Annotated in this window: 17 protein-coding genes; 7 read left to right on the top strand and 10 right to left on the bottom strand. The window is 67.3% G+C overall.

All coding sequences use genetic code 11. From position 1 onward, the window contains the following. Positions 1-549 (bottom strand): SDR family oxidoreductase (locus tag WAX14_RS10360; RefSeq protein WP_422627997.1); only part of this gene is annotated, 549 nt, incomplete at its 3' end. 257 nt (positions 550-806) lie between these two features. Here WAX14_RS10360 and WAX14_RS10355 point away from each other — a divergent pair. Continuing rightward, positions 807-2,261, top strand: coding sequence for an LCP family protein (locus WAX14_RS10355; protein WP_422627998.1), 1,455 nt, complete (start codon positions 807-809; stop codon positions 2,259-2,261). Between the two features lie 34 nt (positions 2,262-2,295). Next, entirely contained in the window at positions 2,296-3,003 is a 708-nt protein-coding gene (locus WAX14_RS10350) for a TIGR03089 family protein (protein WP_422627996.1), read from the top strand. An 86-nt stretch (positions 3,004-3,089) separates the two neighbouring features. On the opposite strand, the gene WAX14_RS10345 is transcribed toward WAX14_RS10350, so the two are convergent. From WAX14_RS10345 to WAX14_RS10335, 3 genes are read right to left on the bottom strand one after another with little or no spacing between them, the layout of a single operon-like run. Next, positions 3,090-3,464, bottom strand: coding sequence for a hypothetical protein (locus tag WAX14_RS10345; protein ID WP_422627995.1), 375 nt, complete (start codon positions 3,462-3,464; stop codon positions 3,090-3,092). A 35-nt stretch (positions 3,465-3,499) separates the two neighbouring features. Beyond that, on the bottom strand, positions 3,500-4,504 hold the full coding sequence (locus WAX14_RS10340) for a HEAT repeat domain-containing protein (RefSeq protein WP_422627994.1): 1,005 nt from the start codon (positions 4,502-4,504) through the stop codon (positions 3,500-3,502). A 15-nt stretch (positions 4,505-4,519) separates the two neighbouring features. After that, complete coding sequence (locus WAX14_RS10335; protein WP_422627993.1) at positions 4,520-5,179, bottom strand: HEAT repeat domain-containing protein; 660 nt, start codon at positions 5,177-5,179, stop codon at positions 4,520-4,522. A 191-nt stretch (positions 5,180-5,370) separates the two neighbouring features. On the opposite strand from WAX14_RS10335, the gene WAX14_RS10330 reads away from it, so the two are divergent. Then, positions 5,371-6,258: a LysR family transcriptional regulator gene (locus WAX14_RS10330; protein WP_422627992.1), complete on the top strand. Its 888-nt coding sequence runs from the start codon at positions 5,371-5,373 to the stop codon at positions 6,256-6,258. Positions 6,259-6,285: 27 nt separating this feature from the next. On the opposite strand, the gene WAX14_RS10325 is transcribed toward WAX14_RS10330, so the two are convergent. Next, positions 6,286-7,125: an alpha/beta hydrolase family protein gene (locus tag WAX14_RS10325; RefSeq protein WP_422627991.1), complete on the bottom strand. Its 840-nt coding sequence runs from the start codon at positions 7,123-7,125 to the stop codon at positions 6,286-6,288. Between the two features lie 674 nt (positions 7,126-7,799). Here WAX14_RS10325 and WAX14_RS10320 point away from each other — a divergent pair. The 3 genes from WAX14_RS10320 to WAX14_RS10310 all read left to right on the top strand — a co-directional run bounded on the left by WAX14_RS10320 (position 7,800) and on the right by WAX14_RS10310 (position 9,987). Beyond that, positions 7,800-8,795 carry a polysaccharide deacetylase gene (locus tag WAX14_RS10320; RefSeq protein WP_422627990.1) on the top strand — a complete coding sequence of 332 codons (996 nt, stop codon included), beginning with the start codon at positions 7,800-7,802 and terminating at the stop codon, positions 8,793-8,795. 27 nt (positions 8,796-8,822) lie between these two features. Beyond that, positions 8,823-9,062 (top strand): hypothetical protein, encoded by a 240-nt coding sequence (locus WAX14_RS10315; protein ID WP_422627989.1) that lies wholly within the window; start codon positions 8,823-8,825, stop codon positions 9,060-9,062. Positions 9,063-9,282: 220 nt separating this feature from the next. After that, positions 9,283-9,987 (top strand): polysaccharide deacetylase family protein, encoded by a 705-nt coding sequence (locus WAX14_RS10310; RefSeq protein WP_422627988.1) that lies wholly within the window; start codon positions 9,283-9,285, stop codon positions 9,985-9,987. Positions 9,988-10,254: 267 nt separating this feature from the next. On the opposite strand, the gene purE is transcribed toward WAX14_RS10310, so the two are convergent. Both purE and WAX14_RS10300 read right to left on the bottom strand, forming a co-directional pair. Continuing rightward, positions 10,255-10,767: a 5-(carboxyamino)imidazole ribonucleotide mutase gene (gene purE, locus WAX14_RS10305; RefSeq protein WP_422627987.1), complete on the bottom strand. Its 513-nt coding sequence runs from the start codon at positions 10,765-10,767 to the stop codon at positions 10,255-10,257. Then, on the bottom strand, positions 10,760-12,034 hold the full coding sequence (locus WAX14_RS10300; protein ID WP_422627986.1) for a 5-(carboxyamino)imidazole ribonucleotide synthase: 1,275 nt from the start codon (positions 12,032-12,034) through the stop codon (positions 10,760-10,762). The genes purE and WAX14_RS10300 overlap by 8 nt, the downstream gene beginning before the upstream one ends. A 202-nt stretch (positions 12,035-12,236) precedes the next feature. Between WAX14_RS10300 and WAX14_RS10295 the strand changes: the two genes are divergently transcribed. Beyond that, complete coding sequence (locus WAX14_RS10295; protein ID WP_422627985.1) at positions 12,237-12,791, top strand: GtrA family protein; 555 nt, start codon at positions 12,237-12,239, stop codon at positions 12,789-12,791. 33 nt (positions 12,792-12,824) lie between these two features. On the opposite strand, the gene WAX14_RS10290 is transcribed toward WAX14_RS10295, so the two are convergent. From WAX14_RS10290 to WAX14_RS10280, 3 genes are all read right to left on the bottom strand, one after another. After that, a complete protein-coding gene (locus tag WAX14_RS10290; RefSeq protein WP_422627984.1) occupies positions 12,825-14,123 on the bottom strand; it encodes a sensor histidine kinase in 1,299 nt (432 codons plus the stop codon). A 13-nt stretch (positions 14,124-14,136) separates the two neighbouring features. After that, a complete protein-coding gene (locus WAX14_RS10285) occupies positions 14,137-14,820 on the bottom strand; it encodes a response regulator transcription factor (RefSeq protein ID WP_422627983.1) in 684 nt (227 codons plus the stop codon). 38 nt (positions 14,821-14,858) lie between these two features. Next, on the bottom strand, positions 14,859-15,400 hold a 542-nt coding region (locus tag WAX14_RS10280), incomplete at its 5' end, for a PH domain-containing protein (protein WP_422627982.1).

Genomic DNA, 15,400 nt, shown 5'->3' with positions numbered 1-15,400 from the left:
TGTCGGGGATCCGCGCTGGTCGTCGACCACCGTGACGGTGTCGCGTTCACGTTCGAGGCGGCGCATGGTCGCAACGAAATCCGTGCCCCCACCGGTGTACACCCACGCGGTCCGCACGACATGCGCGGACGGCAGCGTCTCGCCGACCGCGCGTTCACCGGCGAGTTTGGTGCGCCCGTAGGCCGTGCGCGGCCCGGTCGGTGCATCGATGCGGTAGGGCTCGGTCGCGTCACCGGCGAACACGTAGTCGGTGGACACGTGCACGAGATGGGCGCCCACCGCGGCACAGACTTTCGCGAGCACCGCCGGTCCGTCGCCGTTGACGGCAGCGGCCGCGTCCTCGTCGGTCTCGGCGGCGTCGACGGCGGTGTAGGCGGCGCAGTTGAGAACCGTGTCGCCGGGCCGGACCGCGTCGGCGACGGAACTCGGATCCGTGATGTCGAGTTCGTCGGAGCCGTATCCGCGGATCGTCATTCCGGCGTCCGCACCGCGGGCGAGCAGGTGCCGGCCGAGTTGTCCGCGGGCGCCGGTGACCAGAACTGTGTGCACGGGCAAAGTCTGGCACGCCGGAGCAGGTCCCGACGATGCACCGGCACCCGCAGTAGCCTTGGGTCCGCGCCGCCGTCCGGGGGTACACGACAACCGAGCCACCAGAGTAGGAGGACCTGCACGTGCCGCCAGAACCGCCCAGCCGCAGTGATCGGGCGAGGCCGGCGTCACGCCGAAGCAGGTCACGCACCACACCGGTGCGGCGCGGTCCCAGTGTGGCCGCGCGTGTGTTCGAGGGCCGTCCGCTGCGGATCGCGATGGCGATGGCGGCGGCGTTCACACTGGTGGTGACCGGCCTCGCCTGGCGCAGCATCGACTCGCTGAGATCGTCCCTCGCGACGATCGGCGGACTCGGGCTCGGTGGCGGCGAAGACGGCGCCCTCGACATCCTGCTGGTCGGCACCGACAGCCGCACCGACGCGCACGGCAACGCCCTCTCGCAGCGCGAACTCGACGCGTTACGGGCCGGCGAGGAAGTCGCCAACAACACCGACACGATCATCCTGATCCGGGTGCCCAACGACGGCAGTTCCGCGACCGCGGTATCGATCCCCCGCGATGCGTACGTCGCGGTGCCGGGGATCGGGATGTCGAAGATCAACGCGGCGTACGGCGCAACGAAAGAACTCGAACGTGTACGGCTCGTCGAGTCGGGTGAATCCGACGCGACCGCGGAGAAGGAATCGTCCCAGGCCGGACGCGAAGCACTGATCGACTCGGTCGCGAACCTGACCGGCGTCACCGTCGACCACTACGCAGAAGTCGGACTGCTCGGTTTCGTGCTGCTCACCGACGCGGTCGGTGGCGTGGACGTATGTCTGAACAACGCGGTCGACGAACCGCTGTCCGGTGCACGGTTCACCGCCGGGGAGCAGACGCTGCAGGGCGCGGACGCGTTGAGTTTCGTCCGGCAACGGCACGACCTGCCGCGCGGCGACCTCGACCGCATCGTGCGGCAGCAGGTGTTCATGGCGTCCTTGGTGCAGAAGGTGCTCAGTGCGAAGACGCTGAGCAATCCGTCGAAACTGAATCAGCTCAGCGCCGCGGTGCAACGCTCGGTGGTGCTCGACGACGACTGGGACATTCTCGACCTGGCGACGCAACTGCAGAACCTGTCGGGTGGTGCGGTGCAGTTCTCCACCATTCCCGTCGAGGACATCAACGCCATGACCGACTACGGCGAATCCGTCGTGCAGGTCGATCCGGCGGCGGTGAAAACGTTCGTGGCGTCACTCACGGGTGTCGCGACCACCGAGGCCACGGAGGTCGCCGCGACCACCGCGGTCGCACCCGACATCGACCGCACCTCGGTGACGGTGAACGTCGCGAACGCCGGTGACATCGCCGGTCTCGCATCCACCGTGTCCGCGGCCCTGACCGCGGAGGGTTTCACCGAGGGCGAGGTCGGCAACTACGGGGTGGTCGGCAGCGGCGACCCGGTGAGCACGTCGACGGTGTTCGCGGCCGACCCGAAGTCCGACGAGGCGAAGGCCGTGGCGTCCGTGCTCGGCGGCGTGGACATCGTCGCCGATCGGTCGCTGCCTGCGGGCACGGTCACTGTGGTGCTGACGTCCGGCTACAACGGCCCCGGTGTCGGTACGGCCGGTTCCGCCACCCGCGAATCCGAGTTGACGCCTGCAGGCGACACCGCCACCCCCGCCCCGGCTGCTCCCCCGATCGACGCCGGGACCGGGACGCGCTGCATCAACTGATCGCCACGACACCCACTCGATGAAAGAGAAGTCTGTGACCACCCTGACCGACACCCTGCTCGACCCGATCCTCGCCGCCGACCCGGCCGGTCCGCGCATCACCTGGTATGACGACGGCACCGGCGCCCGGATCGAACTGTCGGCGGTGACGCTCGCGAACTGGGCGGCGAAGACCGCCAACATGATCCGCGACGAATTCGGGATACTGCCCGGCGGCAGGGTTGTGGTGCTGCTGCCTGCGCACTGGCAGACCGCCGCGGTGCTGCTCGGCGCGTGGTGGGCGGGCGCCGAGGTCGTTCTCGATGCCGATCCCGATGCCGATCTGGCGCTCGTCACCGCCGACCGACTCGACGAGGTCGCCGACGTCGCCGAAGTCGCGGCTCTGTCTCTCGACGCGTTCGGGATGCCGGTACCGGATCTGCCGCTCGGGGTGACCGACTACGCGACGCACGTGCGGATGCACGGCGATCAGTTCCGGTCGTCGGGCGACGGAGGCGCCGCACTCGACGGGCGGGCCGGTGCCGACATCGTCTCCGCTGCCCGCGAAGCCGCAACATCCGCAGGCATCGGCGGCAGTGACCGGGTGCTGTCGAGTCGTGCGTGGGCCACCGGCGAGGACCTGATCGCGGGGCTGCTCGCGGTTCTCGTGGCCGGAGCGTCGCTGGTGCAGGTGGCCAACCCCGACGCCGCCGCCACCGAGCGGAGGGTCGCGAGCGAGAAGGTCACCGTCCGACTCGGTTAGATCATTCGCAGCAGCGCCGTCCGAGCTCACCGCATCCGAGCGAATGTATCCCTCGCTTCATTCAATCGACTGAGGGGTACATTCGCTCAGACGGACGGGTCGGGGCGTGCGGGACGGTAGCCGCCGTCGACGAGGCCGGCCTCGATCTCGAAACGGTTGCGCGCACCGGGGTTCCGCATCTCTTCGAACAGGTAGCGCACCGCGAACCCCACCCCGAGCCGCGCCCACTGGTCGGCGTGGATCGCCTCGTGTCGCAACAACGCCGACGACGGCCACCGGTTCGTCAGGAACACCCCACCGATCGTGGTGCCACCGCGGGCGAAACCACACCGCAGGCCGGTGCCCACGTACAGGCCGGACCGGTCGTCGAATCCGATCGCGCCCCCACACAGTCGTGCCCAGCACAACGCGAGCACCGTCACCACCCGCGCCGACGGCACACCCCGCGACGCCCTCGTCATCCTGCTCACTCGCCCCACATCGCGAGCGTAGCCGGTCAACGATCGTCGACTCGTGCGCGCAGGATCGTGGTCGCGGTCAGTGCGACGGTCCAGTCCGTGTCGTGAGTGAGCCGGCCGAGCGCCTCGAATGCGGCGTCACCGGGGATCTCGGCCAGGGCCTGCGCGAGTCGCAGTCGCGCACCACCGTCCGTGGCGTCACCCAGTCGGTGTTCGAGCACTGCCACGATTTCCGTTGCCGCGGCGGTGCTGTCGACCATCGCCCCGAGTGTCTCTGCGGCCTCCACATCCCGACGGCCCTCGACGACGAGATCCACGAGCGCCGGCCGCGCGTCGACAATGCCGCGAGCGCCGAGCGCAAGCGCCGCCCGCCCCCGGATTGTCGGGTCCGGGTCGTCGAGTGCGCGGCGCAGGAGACGCGATGCCTCGGCGGACGGCACCACGGCGATCGCGGTGACCGCACGAAGCCGCACTTCGATGTCCGGCGTATCCAGGCCGGCTTCCAGTCCGGCCAACCCCTGCCCGCCGGTGCGGGCAAGTGCCCACTGCAATGCCCCGGCCACATTCGGATCGTCCTCGGAGAGCAGCGCCTCGACCAGCATGCCGGCCGGCACCGTCGCCGACCCGTCCTGAGTCAGGACGGCCCGCTGACGGTGGCCGCCGGAGTCCGAGGCGAGTGCGTGCACCAGTGCGACGACGCGCAGCACATCGGTCCAGTCCGCCGGGGCGGATGCGTCGACCTGCAGCAGTCGCGCCAGCAGTTCTTCTTCGGCACGAATACGGTCGCGGGTGTGCCCGATGAGGCGTGCGACGAGCGCGGTGGGCGCGAAATCGGGCTCGTCGAGAGCTCGTTTGGCCTCGACCAGCGACAGTCCGAGGGTTCGCAGGCTTTCGACGTGGAAGAGCCGTCGGATGTCGTCGGCGGAGTACTCACGGTACCCGCCGGTCGTGCGACCGGTGGGTACGACGAGCCCGAGTGCGTCGTAGTGCCGCAACATGCGGGTGCTGACACCACAGTGCCGCGAAACCTCACCGATCAGCATCGCGACTCCGTCCCATCAGCTCGGTTGCGACCCCATCGCCGCGACGCGCTTCGCGGCGTCCACCGACAACGTGAAGGCGCTGTCCGGGTCACGATAGAGCGCTTCCGTCGCCTCGGCATGGGCGCGGACCAACTCGTCCGGGCTCGATGCTGCCCGCGCGAGCACCGCCAGCACCACGTCGCCGAGTGCGATCAGCGCCCGGCTCAGGCTGCGCTGCATATCCCGGTCGCCGCGACCCAGCGCAGTCGCGAGACCGGCCGCGAGCGCACCTTCACCGCCGGCGGGCACGAGCGCCACCGCCGCCCGCCACGCGCTGCGCGCCACCTCACCGTCCTCGTCGTGGAGCGACCCGGACACGTCCGGCCAGGCTCGCCGATCCCCGATCTTCGACAGGGTGTGCAATGCCTGGCTGCGGGCCTGTGCGCCGCCGGTGCGGAGTTCGACGAGCAACCTCGGAACCGTGACGTCTGCGGGCAGCCGGCACAGCGCCCAGGTCAGCATGTCGCGGACGTAGAAGTCCGGCTCCACAGCGCACCGGCCGACCAGGGCCTCGACGAGACACGGATCGGGGTCGGTCCCCGCGCGCAGCGCCGCTTTCAGCCGTGTCGATTCGTCCGATCCGGACAGTGCTCCGACCAGAGCCCGATTCGGATTGCAGTTGTTGGTTGTATTCACGACAACCACCTCCTCCACCGACCAGTGGACTCCTTGTCACAGTGTGAAGGTCAAGGGGTACTGCGGCCGAACGGGCGAAAGTCCTCGGGATGATGGACGCCGGTGGCGGCGGAGCGGCCACCGGTACTGTGTCAACTGACCGTGGGGCACGAATTTTCGTGTGCGCTGAATGAACAGGAACTAGTCGATAATTGGCTGAGGACGCACATCTCGATCTGTATCGGCTCCGTCAGTTCGTCGCTGTCGCGGAGCGATTGAACATCACTCGTGCGGCGGAGGATCTGCACCTGACCCAGCAAGCGGTCAGTATGGCGATCAAGAACCTCGAGCGCGATATCGGCGTGGTGTTGCTCGATCGATCCGGACGTCGGTTGTCGCTGACTCCCGCTGGTGCCGAACTCCTTTCCGGTGCGATACTGCTGCTCGATGCGAGCCGTTCACTCGTGCGTACCACTCGGGCCGCGAACCGGAGAACGGGAGAGCGCCTGGTGGTGGGATACACTCCCGCACTCACCTCCGACGAGGTGTTCGACCTGATTGCGCCTGTTCGACAGACATTTCCGGACGCCTCGATCACGGCGCGGCAGATGTTCCCGGATGAACTGGTCCCTGCGCTGAAAGCCGGCGACATTGCGGTCGGGCTTCGCCGCGGGGCGACGACGCCAAGGGATGTCTCGGCTTCGGTGTTCGCCTACTCACCACTGCGGGTCGCACTGGCGGTCACTCACCGGTTCGCAGATCGCCCCAGCATCGCCCTGCACGAACTGGCAGACGACTGCCTGATGCTGTGGGGACCGCCGGGCGAGTCGTTCTACGCCGAGTTCTTGATGTCGTTGTGTCGGCGTGCCGGTTTCGAACCCCAGGTCGCGATCAACCGGATACAGGGCACGGCACCGACTTCCGCGGTGGTGGACACGGATTGCTTCGCATTCGTCACTGCCGAACCAGGGCATTACCACCGCGGGCAGGCAGTGGTCATTGTCGTCGAGGACGAACCCATGGCACCGGTGCAGGCGATGTGGTTGCCGCACACCATCTCACGACTTCGCCAAGTGCTGCTCGACGGTAACGTGCGGTAGCGCACGCGGGGTGCTCACCGGTGCCGCTCACCGTTGCGCGCTGTGAACATGGTCGAGGATGGCCTGCTTGGCCTGCGCCCAGGCGCCACTATTCACGTTGCCGAATTCGCCGTGCCCGACGCCGTCGAGCAGGCGCAGTGTAGCCGGGTCGCCGACGGCGGACGCCGACGACACATAATTGCGGGACTGAGCGGGATCGACCGTCTCGTCGGCAGTTCCGTGTAGCGCAGTCACCGCAACACCGATGGGCAGGTGTGCGATCGGGGACGCGATCTCGTAGCGATCGGGATATTCGTCGGGCATGCCACCCAGCAGTCCACGAACGAATGTGTCGTGCCCGGTGGTGGCGGCGAGGGGAAGGTCCAGCACGCCGGCCATGATCGTCGCGGTCAGTGGACGGATCCGGGGCTGCGCACCGGGCGATTCATCGGGGAGCGTGTGCCGCCCGGCGATCCACGCCGCGAGGTGACCACCCGCGGAGTGACCTGCCAGGTGGACCCGGTCGAGATCGAGTCGGCCCCCGGCAGCATCCTGGACTGTCGTGGCCAGCGATTCGGTGGCATTGTCCGCGTCGGCGAGAGTGTCCGGCCAGCCTCCGGTACCGCCGACTCGGCGGTACTCGATGTTCCATACCGCGATCCCTTCGTCGACGAGAGACTCGGCGAGCGGTTCGAAGTAGGACAGGTCGTGGTCTTCGATCCAGCCTCCCCCGTGCACCATCACCACGACCGGATGCGGCCCCGCACCGGCGGGTAGACGCAGGTGGCCGTAGTTGTCCGAGTCGGATCCGTATGCGACTCGGATCGGGTCGGTCGTCGCCTGCGGTGAATCCGAACCGACATCGACGGGGGCACCACAGCCTGCCACGCACAGAGCAAACACGCCGATCAGTCCCACTACTGCCTGCCGGAATCGCATTCGCATCCGTTGTGCGCCCTTCTCGTTCGTTCCCCGGCGCTGAACTTACGAGCACCACTGCCGAATTCACACGATATGTCGGATTCGACCCGGGGAATCACACAACAACAAACCGCTCGGTTTCCACAAGTCTGATTTGTGGAAGATCATCGACAGGCCGTTCACCAGCAGGTATTCACCCGGCAGCACATCCGTCCCCGGCCGGAATCACACTCGGACCCGCCTACTCGAACCACGACCGGTCGCAGCGATCTGCCCGGTGGGCTAGCTTTGCCACCGTAGTCAGCTTTGCCACCGCAGTCCGGGCGTCCTTCACGCCGCCGGCCATGAACCGGAGTACCGCATTCGCATGCCCGCCGCCCAGGGCGATTCGAGGCGTGCCCGGATGGCGGTCGGACAGGAAGTCAACGGATGAAGAAGGGGTGATCGCAGTGCGGTGCACGGGGATGGCGGTCTCGCTCGTTGCCGCGGCGTCGATCCTGGCAGCGTGCACGGTGGCAACAGACGGCGAACCGGTTGTGATCGAGGGGAACCGAGCTGAGTCGATCCCCGGTCCGGTCCTCGAGCAGGCCCCCGTCGTCACGCCCGAGCCCGCAACCACGCGTACGGCGTCGAATGTACCGATGACAAGACTTGCCGCCGGGGAAACACCCCCTCAGTTCGTGTTGTTTTCGTTCGACGGAGTCGGACTGACACCGAATTGGGACATGTTCCTCGACGCCGCCGACCGGGTCGACGCTCGCTTCTCGGCATTGATGACCGGTCTGTATTTCCTGACCGACGGCAATGCCACCCACTATCAAGGCCCCGGCCACGGCCCCGGCCGGGCGGCGATCGCGTTCGGCGGCAGCGAAGCGGACGTCGTCGACCAGATTCGCTACCTCAACCGCACCTGGCAGTCCGGACACGAGATGGGCACCCACTACGTCGGTCATTTCTGCAAGGGCAGCGGCTACCACGGTTCGCAGTGGACGACAGCCGATTGGGCACACGAACTCGAGCAGTTCTTCTCGCTGATGGCCAATTGGCGCACCAACAACGGGATCACCGCCGGGCCCGACCTATTGTTCGGCCCGAACGAAGTACGAGGGGGCCGCACCCAGTGCCTGGAAGGCGCACTGGACCAGTTGATTCCAGCATGGCACCAATTCGGTATGACCTGGGATTCGTCGATGCCGGCCGACAGGCCTGGCATCTTCTGGCCCGAAAAGGTGGACGGGATCTGGGAATTCCCCATCCCGTACGTGTACTCACCACCGCTCGGCAAACGTCAGACCGCCCTCGACTACAACTTCTGGTACACCCTCAACGGAGCGAAGGAAGAACCGCACACCGCGGATCGTGCCGCCGCGATCACCACCGGCACCTACCAGTTCATGTTCGACGAGGCGTATCGAGGCAACCGGGCGCCGCTGGTGATCGCGAATCATTTCAATAGCTGGAACGGCAACGCTTTCAACCCTGCCACTGCTGAATTCATGACAGACGTCTGCGGACTGCCCGACACCTACTGCGCTACATATTCCGACGTCGTCGCCTGGATGGAACTGCAGGACCCACTGGTACTCGCCGAGTGGCAACGACTGAGCCCTGTCGCCGCCGACGCCCCCCTCCCTTGATCCTGCTACCCCGAGAAAGGCACTTCGATGATCCGGAATACCGCTGCTGTACTCGCCCTTGCCGCACTCACTCTGTTCGTCGGTGCATGCGGTGACGACGAGACGACCACCACAAGCACCACGACGACCACCACAAGTGCTACGACGACCACCACCTCTGGGTACGAGGGCGAGGGCGCCGTCATGCAAGACCCACAAGGCGGAACGGGCACCGTCCCCTGCGAAGGCACCATCTGCACCAACCCCAACCACGGCGCGGGAAGCTGAGTCCTGCTTTCTCACATGACTATTGATCATAGAATGCTCGGCCGCCGCCACCTCCTCGCGCTTGGTGCTCTCGCACTGCCGGCCGCACTGACAGCGTGCAGCCAGGCACGACCCACGGTCTCCGGCCGCGCGCATCCCGTCGGCAATCTCGGCGTTCCACCACCATCCCCACCGCTCCGGGGGAGCACCCCGGCCGTCGGGGCCGCCGCAGTCGACGTCGGTGAGTACGGGGGGGAAGGTACCGAACACGTGGGGCACCGACCTGCACGGAATCGAGTCGACGGTCGCCCCGACGTTCGATGGGCGGCCGTTCGACGGACGGCGCACCGTCGCGCTGACCTTCGACGCATGCGGCAGCCCGCGCGGATCGGGACTCGACACCGCGCTGCTGGACACGCTCACCGAATTCGATGTCCCGGCGACGGTATTTCTCAACGAGCGGTGGATCCTGGCCAATCCGCGCCAGACCGATCAGCTGATCGCCAATCCCCTGCTACACGTGGAAAACCACGGCTCGCAGCATGTTCCGCTCTCGGTCACCGGGCAGGCCGCCTACGGTATCGCGGGCACCCCGGACGCGGCCGGGGTGATCGAGGAGATCGAGTCCAATCGCGCGGTACTGCGCAGCGTCGGCGTCGTCAGCTCGTGGTTCCGCGCCGGTACCGCTCACTACGACGATGTCGCCGTCGCCATCGCTCGTGATCTCGGGGTCCGCCTGGCCGGATTTTCCGTCAACGCGGACTTCGGGGCGACCGCCCGGCCGGCTGTCGTCGAGAAGCAACTACTGTCCGCCCCGGACGGCGCAATCGTTCTCGCCCATATGAATCAACCGGCCTCCGGGACCGCGGCGGGGTTGCGTGCGGCATTGCCGGTCCTTGTCCGCGACGGCGTTCGATTCGTGCGCCTCGATCCCGACGCAACGTGACCGCACACCCACATCCCGGTCCGACTGCCGAGAACAGCCGAGACCGGCCTGCACGGTCCCTCTCGGAAGAGATCACGTCGCGAGGTATGTCCGCGGCGTGCCGACAGACCGGTGCCCCGCCGGGGCAACCGATGCCGATCAGCTTCTGCAGAGGCTGCCGGTCCGTCGAATGTCTCGAAATCGCGGTTCTCCACGATGACCGCTGGGGACTACCGCGCAGAACCTGCGACGAGTAGGCGGGCGCCGCCGCGACAACACCGGATCACCTCAGCCGAGCAGCTTCTGCCGTAGCGCTTCGTCCTTCTCGAGCACCATCTGCTCGAGCCCGGCCTGGAAGCGTTCCATCTGTTCGCGCAGCGCCGGATCGGACGTGCCGAGGATCCGGGCTGCGAGCAGACCGGCGTTGCGGGCGCCGCCGATCGACACGGTCGCGACGGGCACACCGGCGGGCATCTGCACGATCGACAGCAGTGAATCCATGCCGTCGAGGTACTTGAGCGGCACCGGTACCCCGATCACCGGCAGTGCCGTCGCCGACGCGACCATCCCCGGCAGGTGCGCGGCACCGCCGGCACCGGCGATGATCACCTTGATGCCGCGACCGGCCGCGGACTTCGCGTAGTCGAGCATGCGTTGCGGGGTGCGGTGCGCCGAGACGACACCGACCTCGAAGCGGATTCCGAATTCGGCCAGTGCCTCGGCGGCGGCCTCCATCGTCGGCCAATCCGAGTCGCTGCCCATGATCAGGCCGACCTGTGCGCCCTGTGCCACGTCACTCACCGTGCTCTCCCGTGTGTTGGTTCCAACCGTCGGTCCATTCGCCGTGTGAGAGCCAGTGCGCCGCCCGTTCGGCGCGTTCCCGGACCGCTGCCACGTACTGCGGATCGGTGAGCGATCCGGTCGGGTCGCCGAGCACGTTGACGTGCCCGATCTTGCGGTCCTTGCGCTCACCTTTGCCGTACAGGTGCACGCGGGCGTCGGGCATGCGCGCGAACAGGTGGTGCAGCCGCTCGTCCATGCTCATCGCCGGAGCCTCGGGTGCACCGAGGACGTTGGCCATGACGGTGACCGGGGCGAGCGGTGCGGTATCGCCCAGCGGATAGTCGAGGACGGCGCGCAGGTGCTGCTCGAACTGGCCGGTGCGGGCACCGTCCATACCCCAGTGACCCGAATTGTGGGGGCGCATCGCCAGTTCGTTGACGATCAGTTCGCCGTCCTGCGTCTCGAACAGTTCAACAGCCATCACACCGACGACGCCGAGTTCCCCGGCGATGCGCAACGCCAACTGCTCCGCGGACGCCGCGACATCGTCCGGAAGGTCGGGTGCGGGCGCGATCACCACGGCGCACTGCCCATCACGCTGCACGGTCTCGACAACCGGCCAGCTCGCGCCCTGACCGAACGGGGATCGGGCGACCATCGCGGACAGTTCGCGCCGCCACGACACCTTCTCCTCGGCGAGCAGCGGAACACCGGCGGCCAACTGCTCCGCGACGACCGTGTCGAGTTCGGCCGGGTCGTCGAGGATCCACACGCCCCGACCGTCGTATCCGCCGCGGGCGGCCTTGAGGACGTACGGCCAGCCCAATGGGTCGCGTGCGGCCTGTGCGTCGGCGACGGACGTGATGACCGCGAACTTCGGCATCGGGGCGCCGAGTTCACCGAGCCGCTCACGCATCGCGATCTTGTTCTGCGCGTAGATCAGGGCCTGCGGCGGTGGGAGGACGTTGACGCCCTCGGATTGCAGTACCTCGAGGTGTTCGGTGGGGACACCCTCGTGGTCGAAGGTCAGGGCATGCGCGCCGACTGCGGCTGCGCGCAGGGCGTCGAGGTCGTTGTGACTGCCGAGCACCACGTCGGGGCTGACCCGGGCGGCCGGTTCGTCGGCACTTCCCGCCAGTACCCGCAGGGTCTGGCCGAGCGCGATCGCAGCCTGGTGTGTCATCCGCGCGAGCTGCCCACCGCCGATCATCGTCACGACGGGCATACCGCCGGTCAGCGCACGGGCAACGTCGGATCGTGGAGGCGAATCAGGTCTACCGGTCACGGCTGTCCATGGTGTCACAGCCGTCCGACGAGTCGGTGTTCCGCACCGGTGCATCGCCCCGAACGGCGAGACCGCACCGCTTCGAGCCGCAAGATCAAGTCGCTATCCCACCCGGCAAGGAACCGGACATATTTCTGTGTTAAAACTGAAAATTTTTACGCTGATGCACAAGATCACGATTCTGTTTCGTAGACTTGGCCGAGTGTCTTTCGTCGACGAGGCCATGAACCGGGTCCCACAGCCATTCCGAGCACTGCTGCTACGGCACAGCGAGCTGGTCAAGTTCGCCATTGTCGGCGGCACCACCTTCGTGATCGACTCGGGCATCTTCTACACCCTCAAGCTCACGGTGCTCGAGGAGAAGCCGGTGACGGCCAAGATCATCGCGGGCATTGTCGCGGTGATCTGCTCGTACATCCTCAACCGCGAGTGGTCGTTCAAGAACCGAGGTGGCCGCGAACGCGCCCACGAAGCATTCCTGTTCTTCTTCGTCTCCGGCATCGGAGTCGTACTCAGCTTCATCCCGCTGTACATCTCCAGCTACGTGTTCGGGTTACGGGTGCCCGAAGTGAGCCTGACCGTCGAGAACATCGCCGACTTCATCAGCGCCTATGTCATCGGAAACCTGCTGCAGATGGCGTTCCGCTTCTACTGTTTCAAGCGGTTCGTCTTCCCCGAGGAGACCGGCCCGGACACCGCTCTCGACGGCCTCACCGACGAACGCGACGGGTTCGCCGAGGAACAAATCGGGCGCTGACCAGCCCAGTTCAGCGCAAGCACAGCACCCGGCTCAGCGCGGTTCACGGCGCACGTCCGACGACCCCGACGACCGGTCCCGTGGCACCCCCAGAAACAGCGCGAACAGCGCAGGCCTGCGACGCTGCAACTCCAACCGGCCGCCGTCCGCGGCGACCAGCGCGCGCGCCAGCGCCAGCCCGACCCCCGTGGATCCGCTTCCCGAGAAGCCGCGATCGAAGATGTGCGGGGCCAATTCGTCACTGACCCCTTCCCCTTCGTCGGTGACCTCCACGCACACCGTGTCGTCGCCCACTCGTCGCACCGACACCGTGCAGATTCCGCCGCCGTGGACGAGCGCGTTGTCGACGAGCACCGCGACCGCCTCACGCACACGCGACCCGGTCACCGCCGAGCGCAACGCCGGGTTGCCCCGCAACACCAGATCACGTCCGGACTCCCGGAACGGACCACGCCAATCGGCGATGACCCCCGACAATTCCCCGACCACCGACACCTGGGTGCGCAGCGCGGAATCGCTGTCGCGGGACTGACGCACCAGGTCGTCGATCGCGACGGTGAGTCGATCCACCTGAGCCATCGCTGCCTCGGCTTCCTCCACGACCGCCTGATCCCGATGCGTCGACAACTCGTCGAGCCGCAGCCGTACCGCAGTCAAGCGCGACCGCAGTTGATGCGATACGTCACCGACGAGCATGTGTTCGCGTTGCAGCCGACCCGCGATCTCCACCGTCGCGGCGTCGAGCACGTCGGACACCCGATCCAGTTCCGGAATGCGGTGTCGGCGCGGATCGGGCCGGAAATCGCCCTCGGCGAGACGCGCCGCACGCCTCGCGACGTCACGCAGCGGATCGGACAGGCGCCGGGCGGTGACGACGGCGACGACCGCGCCCGCGGCGACGGTCAGCACGACGATGATCGTGACCGCCGCCAGCACCTGGCGTTGCTGAGTGCGCATGCCCGCCGACGGGACCTCCATCCGCAGCGACCCCGACGTGCCCAGCGACAAGGATTCCAGGATCGGCGCGGACACCGTGGCGGCACCGATGTCGAGTCGGGCAGCAGCGTCCTCCGGTGTCGGATAGACGATCACCAGACGGCCACCGTCGGGGACGAGCAGCCGCATCGAACTGGTGTCGAGGCCGCCGACGATCACTCCCTCCGAACCCTCTTGCGCGAGGATCTCCGAGGCCATCAGGTCCAGTCGTGACTGCAGGTCCCGGCGCGCAGTGTCCTCGACGAACAGGTAGGCGGTGTAGGCGAGCGGAATACCGAGCAGCAGGACGACGAGCAGAACCACAGCAAGAACCGCGTTGAGGATGCGGCGACGCACCTGCGCTCCCCGGCTAGTCGGTGTTCACACGGAAACCGACACCACGAACGGTTGCGATGCGGCGTTCCCCGGCTGGCCCCTCGTCGCCGATCTTCCGGCGCAGCCACGACATGTGCATGTCCAAGGTCTTGGAACCGCGCAGGTCCACGTCGCCCCAGACTTCCTGCAGGATCGCGTCCCGCGGGACGACCTGGCCGGCATGCTCGAGCAACACCCGCAGCAACTCGTACTCCTTGTTCGCGAGCGTGACCTCGGAACCGTCGACGAGAACACGTCGCGCGGCTCGTTCGAGGCGGATTCCGGCGACCTCGACGACGTCGTCGGCCTCCCCACCGCCACGACGACGCAACAGCGCCCGAACCCGGGCCATCAGTTCGGCGAGCCGGAACGGCTTCCCGACGTAGTCGTCTGCTCCAGCGTCGAGCCCGACAACGAAATCGACCTCGTCGGTGCGGGCGGTGAGCATGAGCACCGCCAGGTCCGAACGGTTGGATCGGATCTGACGGCACACTTCCAGCCCGTCCATGCCGGGTAGGCCGAGGTCGAGGATGAGCAGGTCGTACCGGCCGGACAGTGCCTGCGTCAGGGCGGAGGGGCCGTCTTGCGCGACCGTCACCTCGTATCCTTCGCGACCGAGAGCCCGGGACAGGGGCGCGGCGATGGCTTCGTCGTCTTCGGCGAGCAGGACAGCGGTCACGGAACCAGCGTACGGATCGGGCGGGGGCGCAGTCCGCTTTACCACGCTTTGCGGCCGGTGTCGTCGCGGCGATCGTCACGAGACTCGTCCCTGTCGGCCCGGCCGTCGAACGCCTGTCGATACAGCAGCGTGTGCACGGTCTGCACGTCCGGAATGTCGTCGAACTCGAGCGGATCGTCGGCGGCCGAGACGATCACGAGGGTGCCGGTCCGCAACATGCGGTCGACGATCCCGTGCCGGAACTGCACATTGCTGATGCGACCCATCGGAATGTCGATGCCGCTGTGGGTGATCACGCCCTGCCGCACCAAGACGCGCCGGTCCGTGACGATGAAGTGTGTCGTGAGCCAGGACACGAACGGCGCCACGCACCGCCAGCCGACGAGCACTGCCCAGATCACCAGAACCACGACGGTCAGGGTTCCGGCTGCGGCACCCTCCAGCCTGGTGCCTGCAACGCCGAGCAGGAAGCCCCCGACCGCGGTGGCCAGCAGGAAGATCACCACGGGGACGATGAGCATCTTCCAATGCGGATGCCGGTGCAGCAGCAGCTCTTCGTCGGCGGCGAGCGCGTCCTCGG

Origin of the sequence: Rhodococcus sp. (in: high G+C Gram-positive bacteria) (assembly GCF_049299235.1) — a bacterium.
Lineage (GTDB): Bacteria > Actinomycetota > Actinomycetes > Mycobacteriales > Mycobacteriaceae > Rhodococcus.
This window is presented reverse-complemented; position numbering and strand designations above follow the sequence as displayed.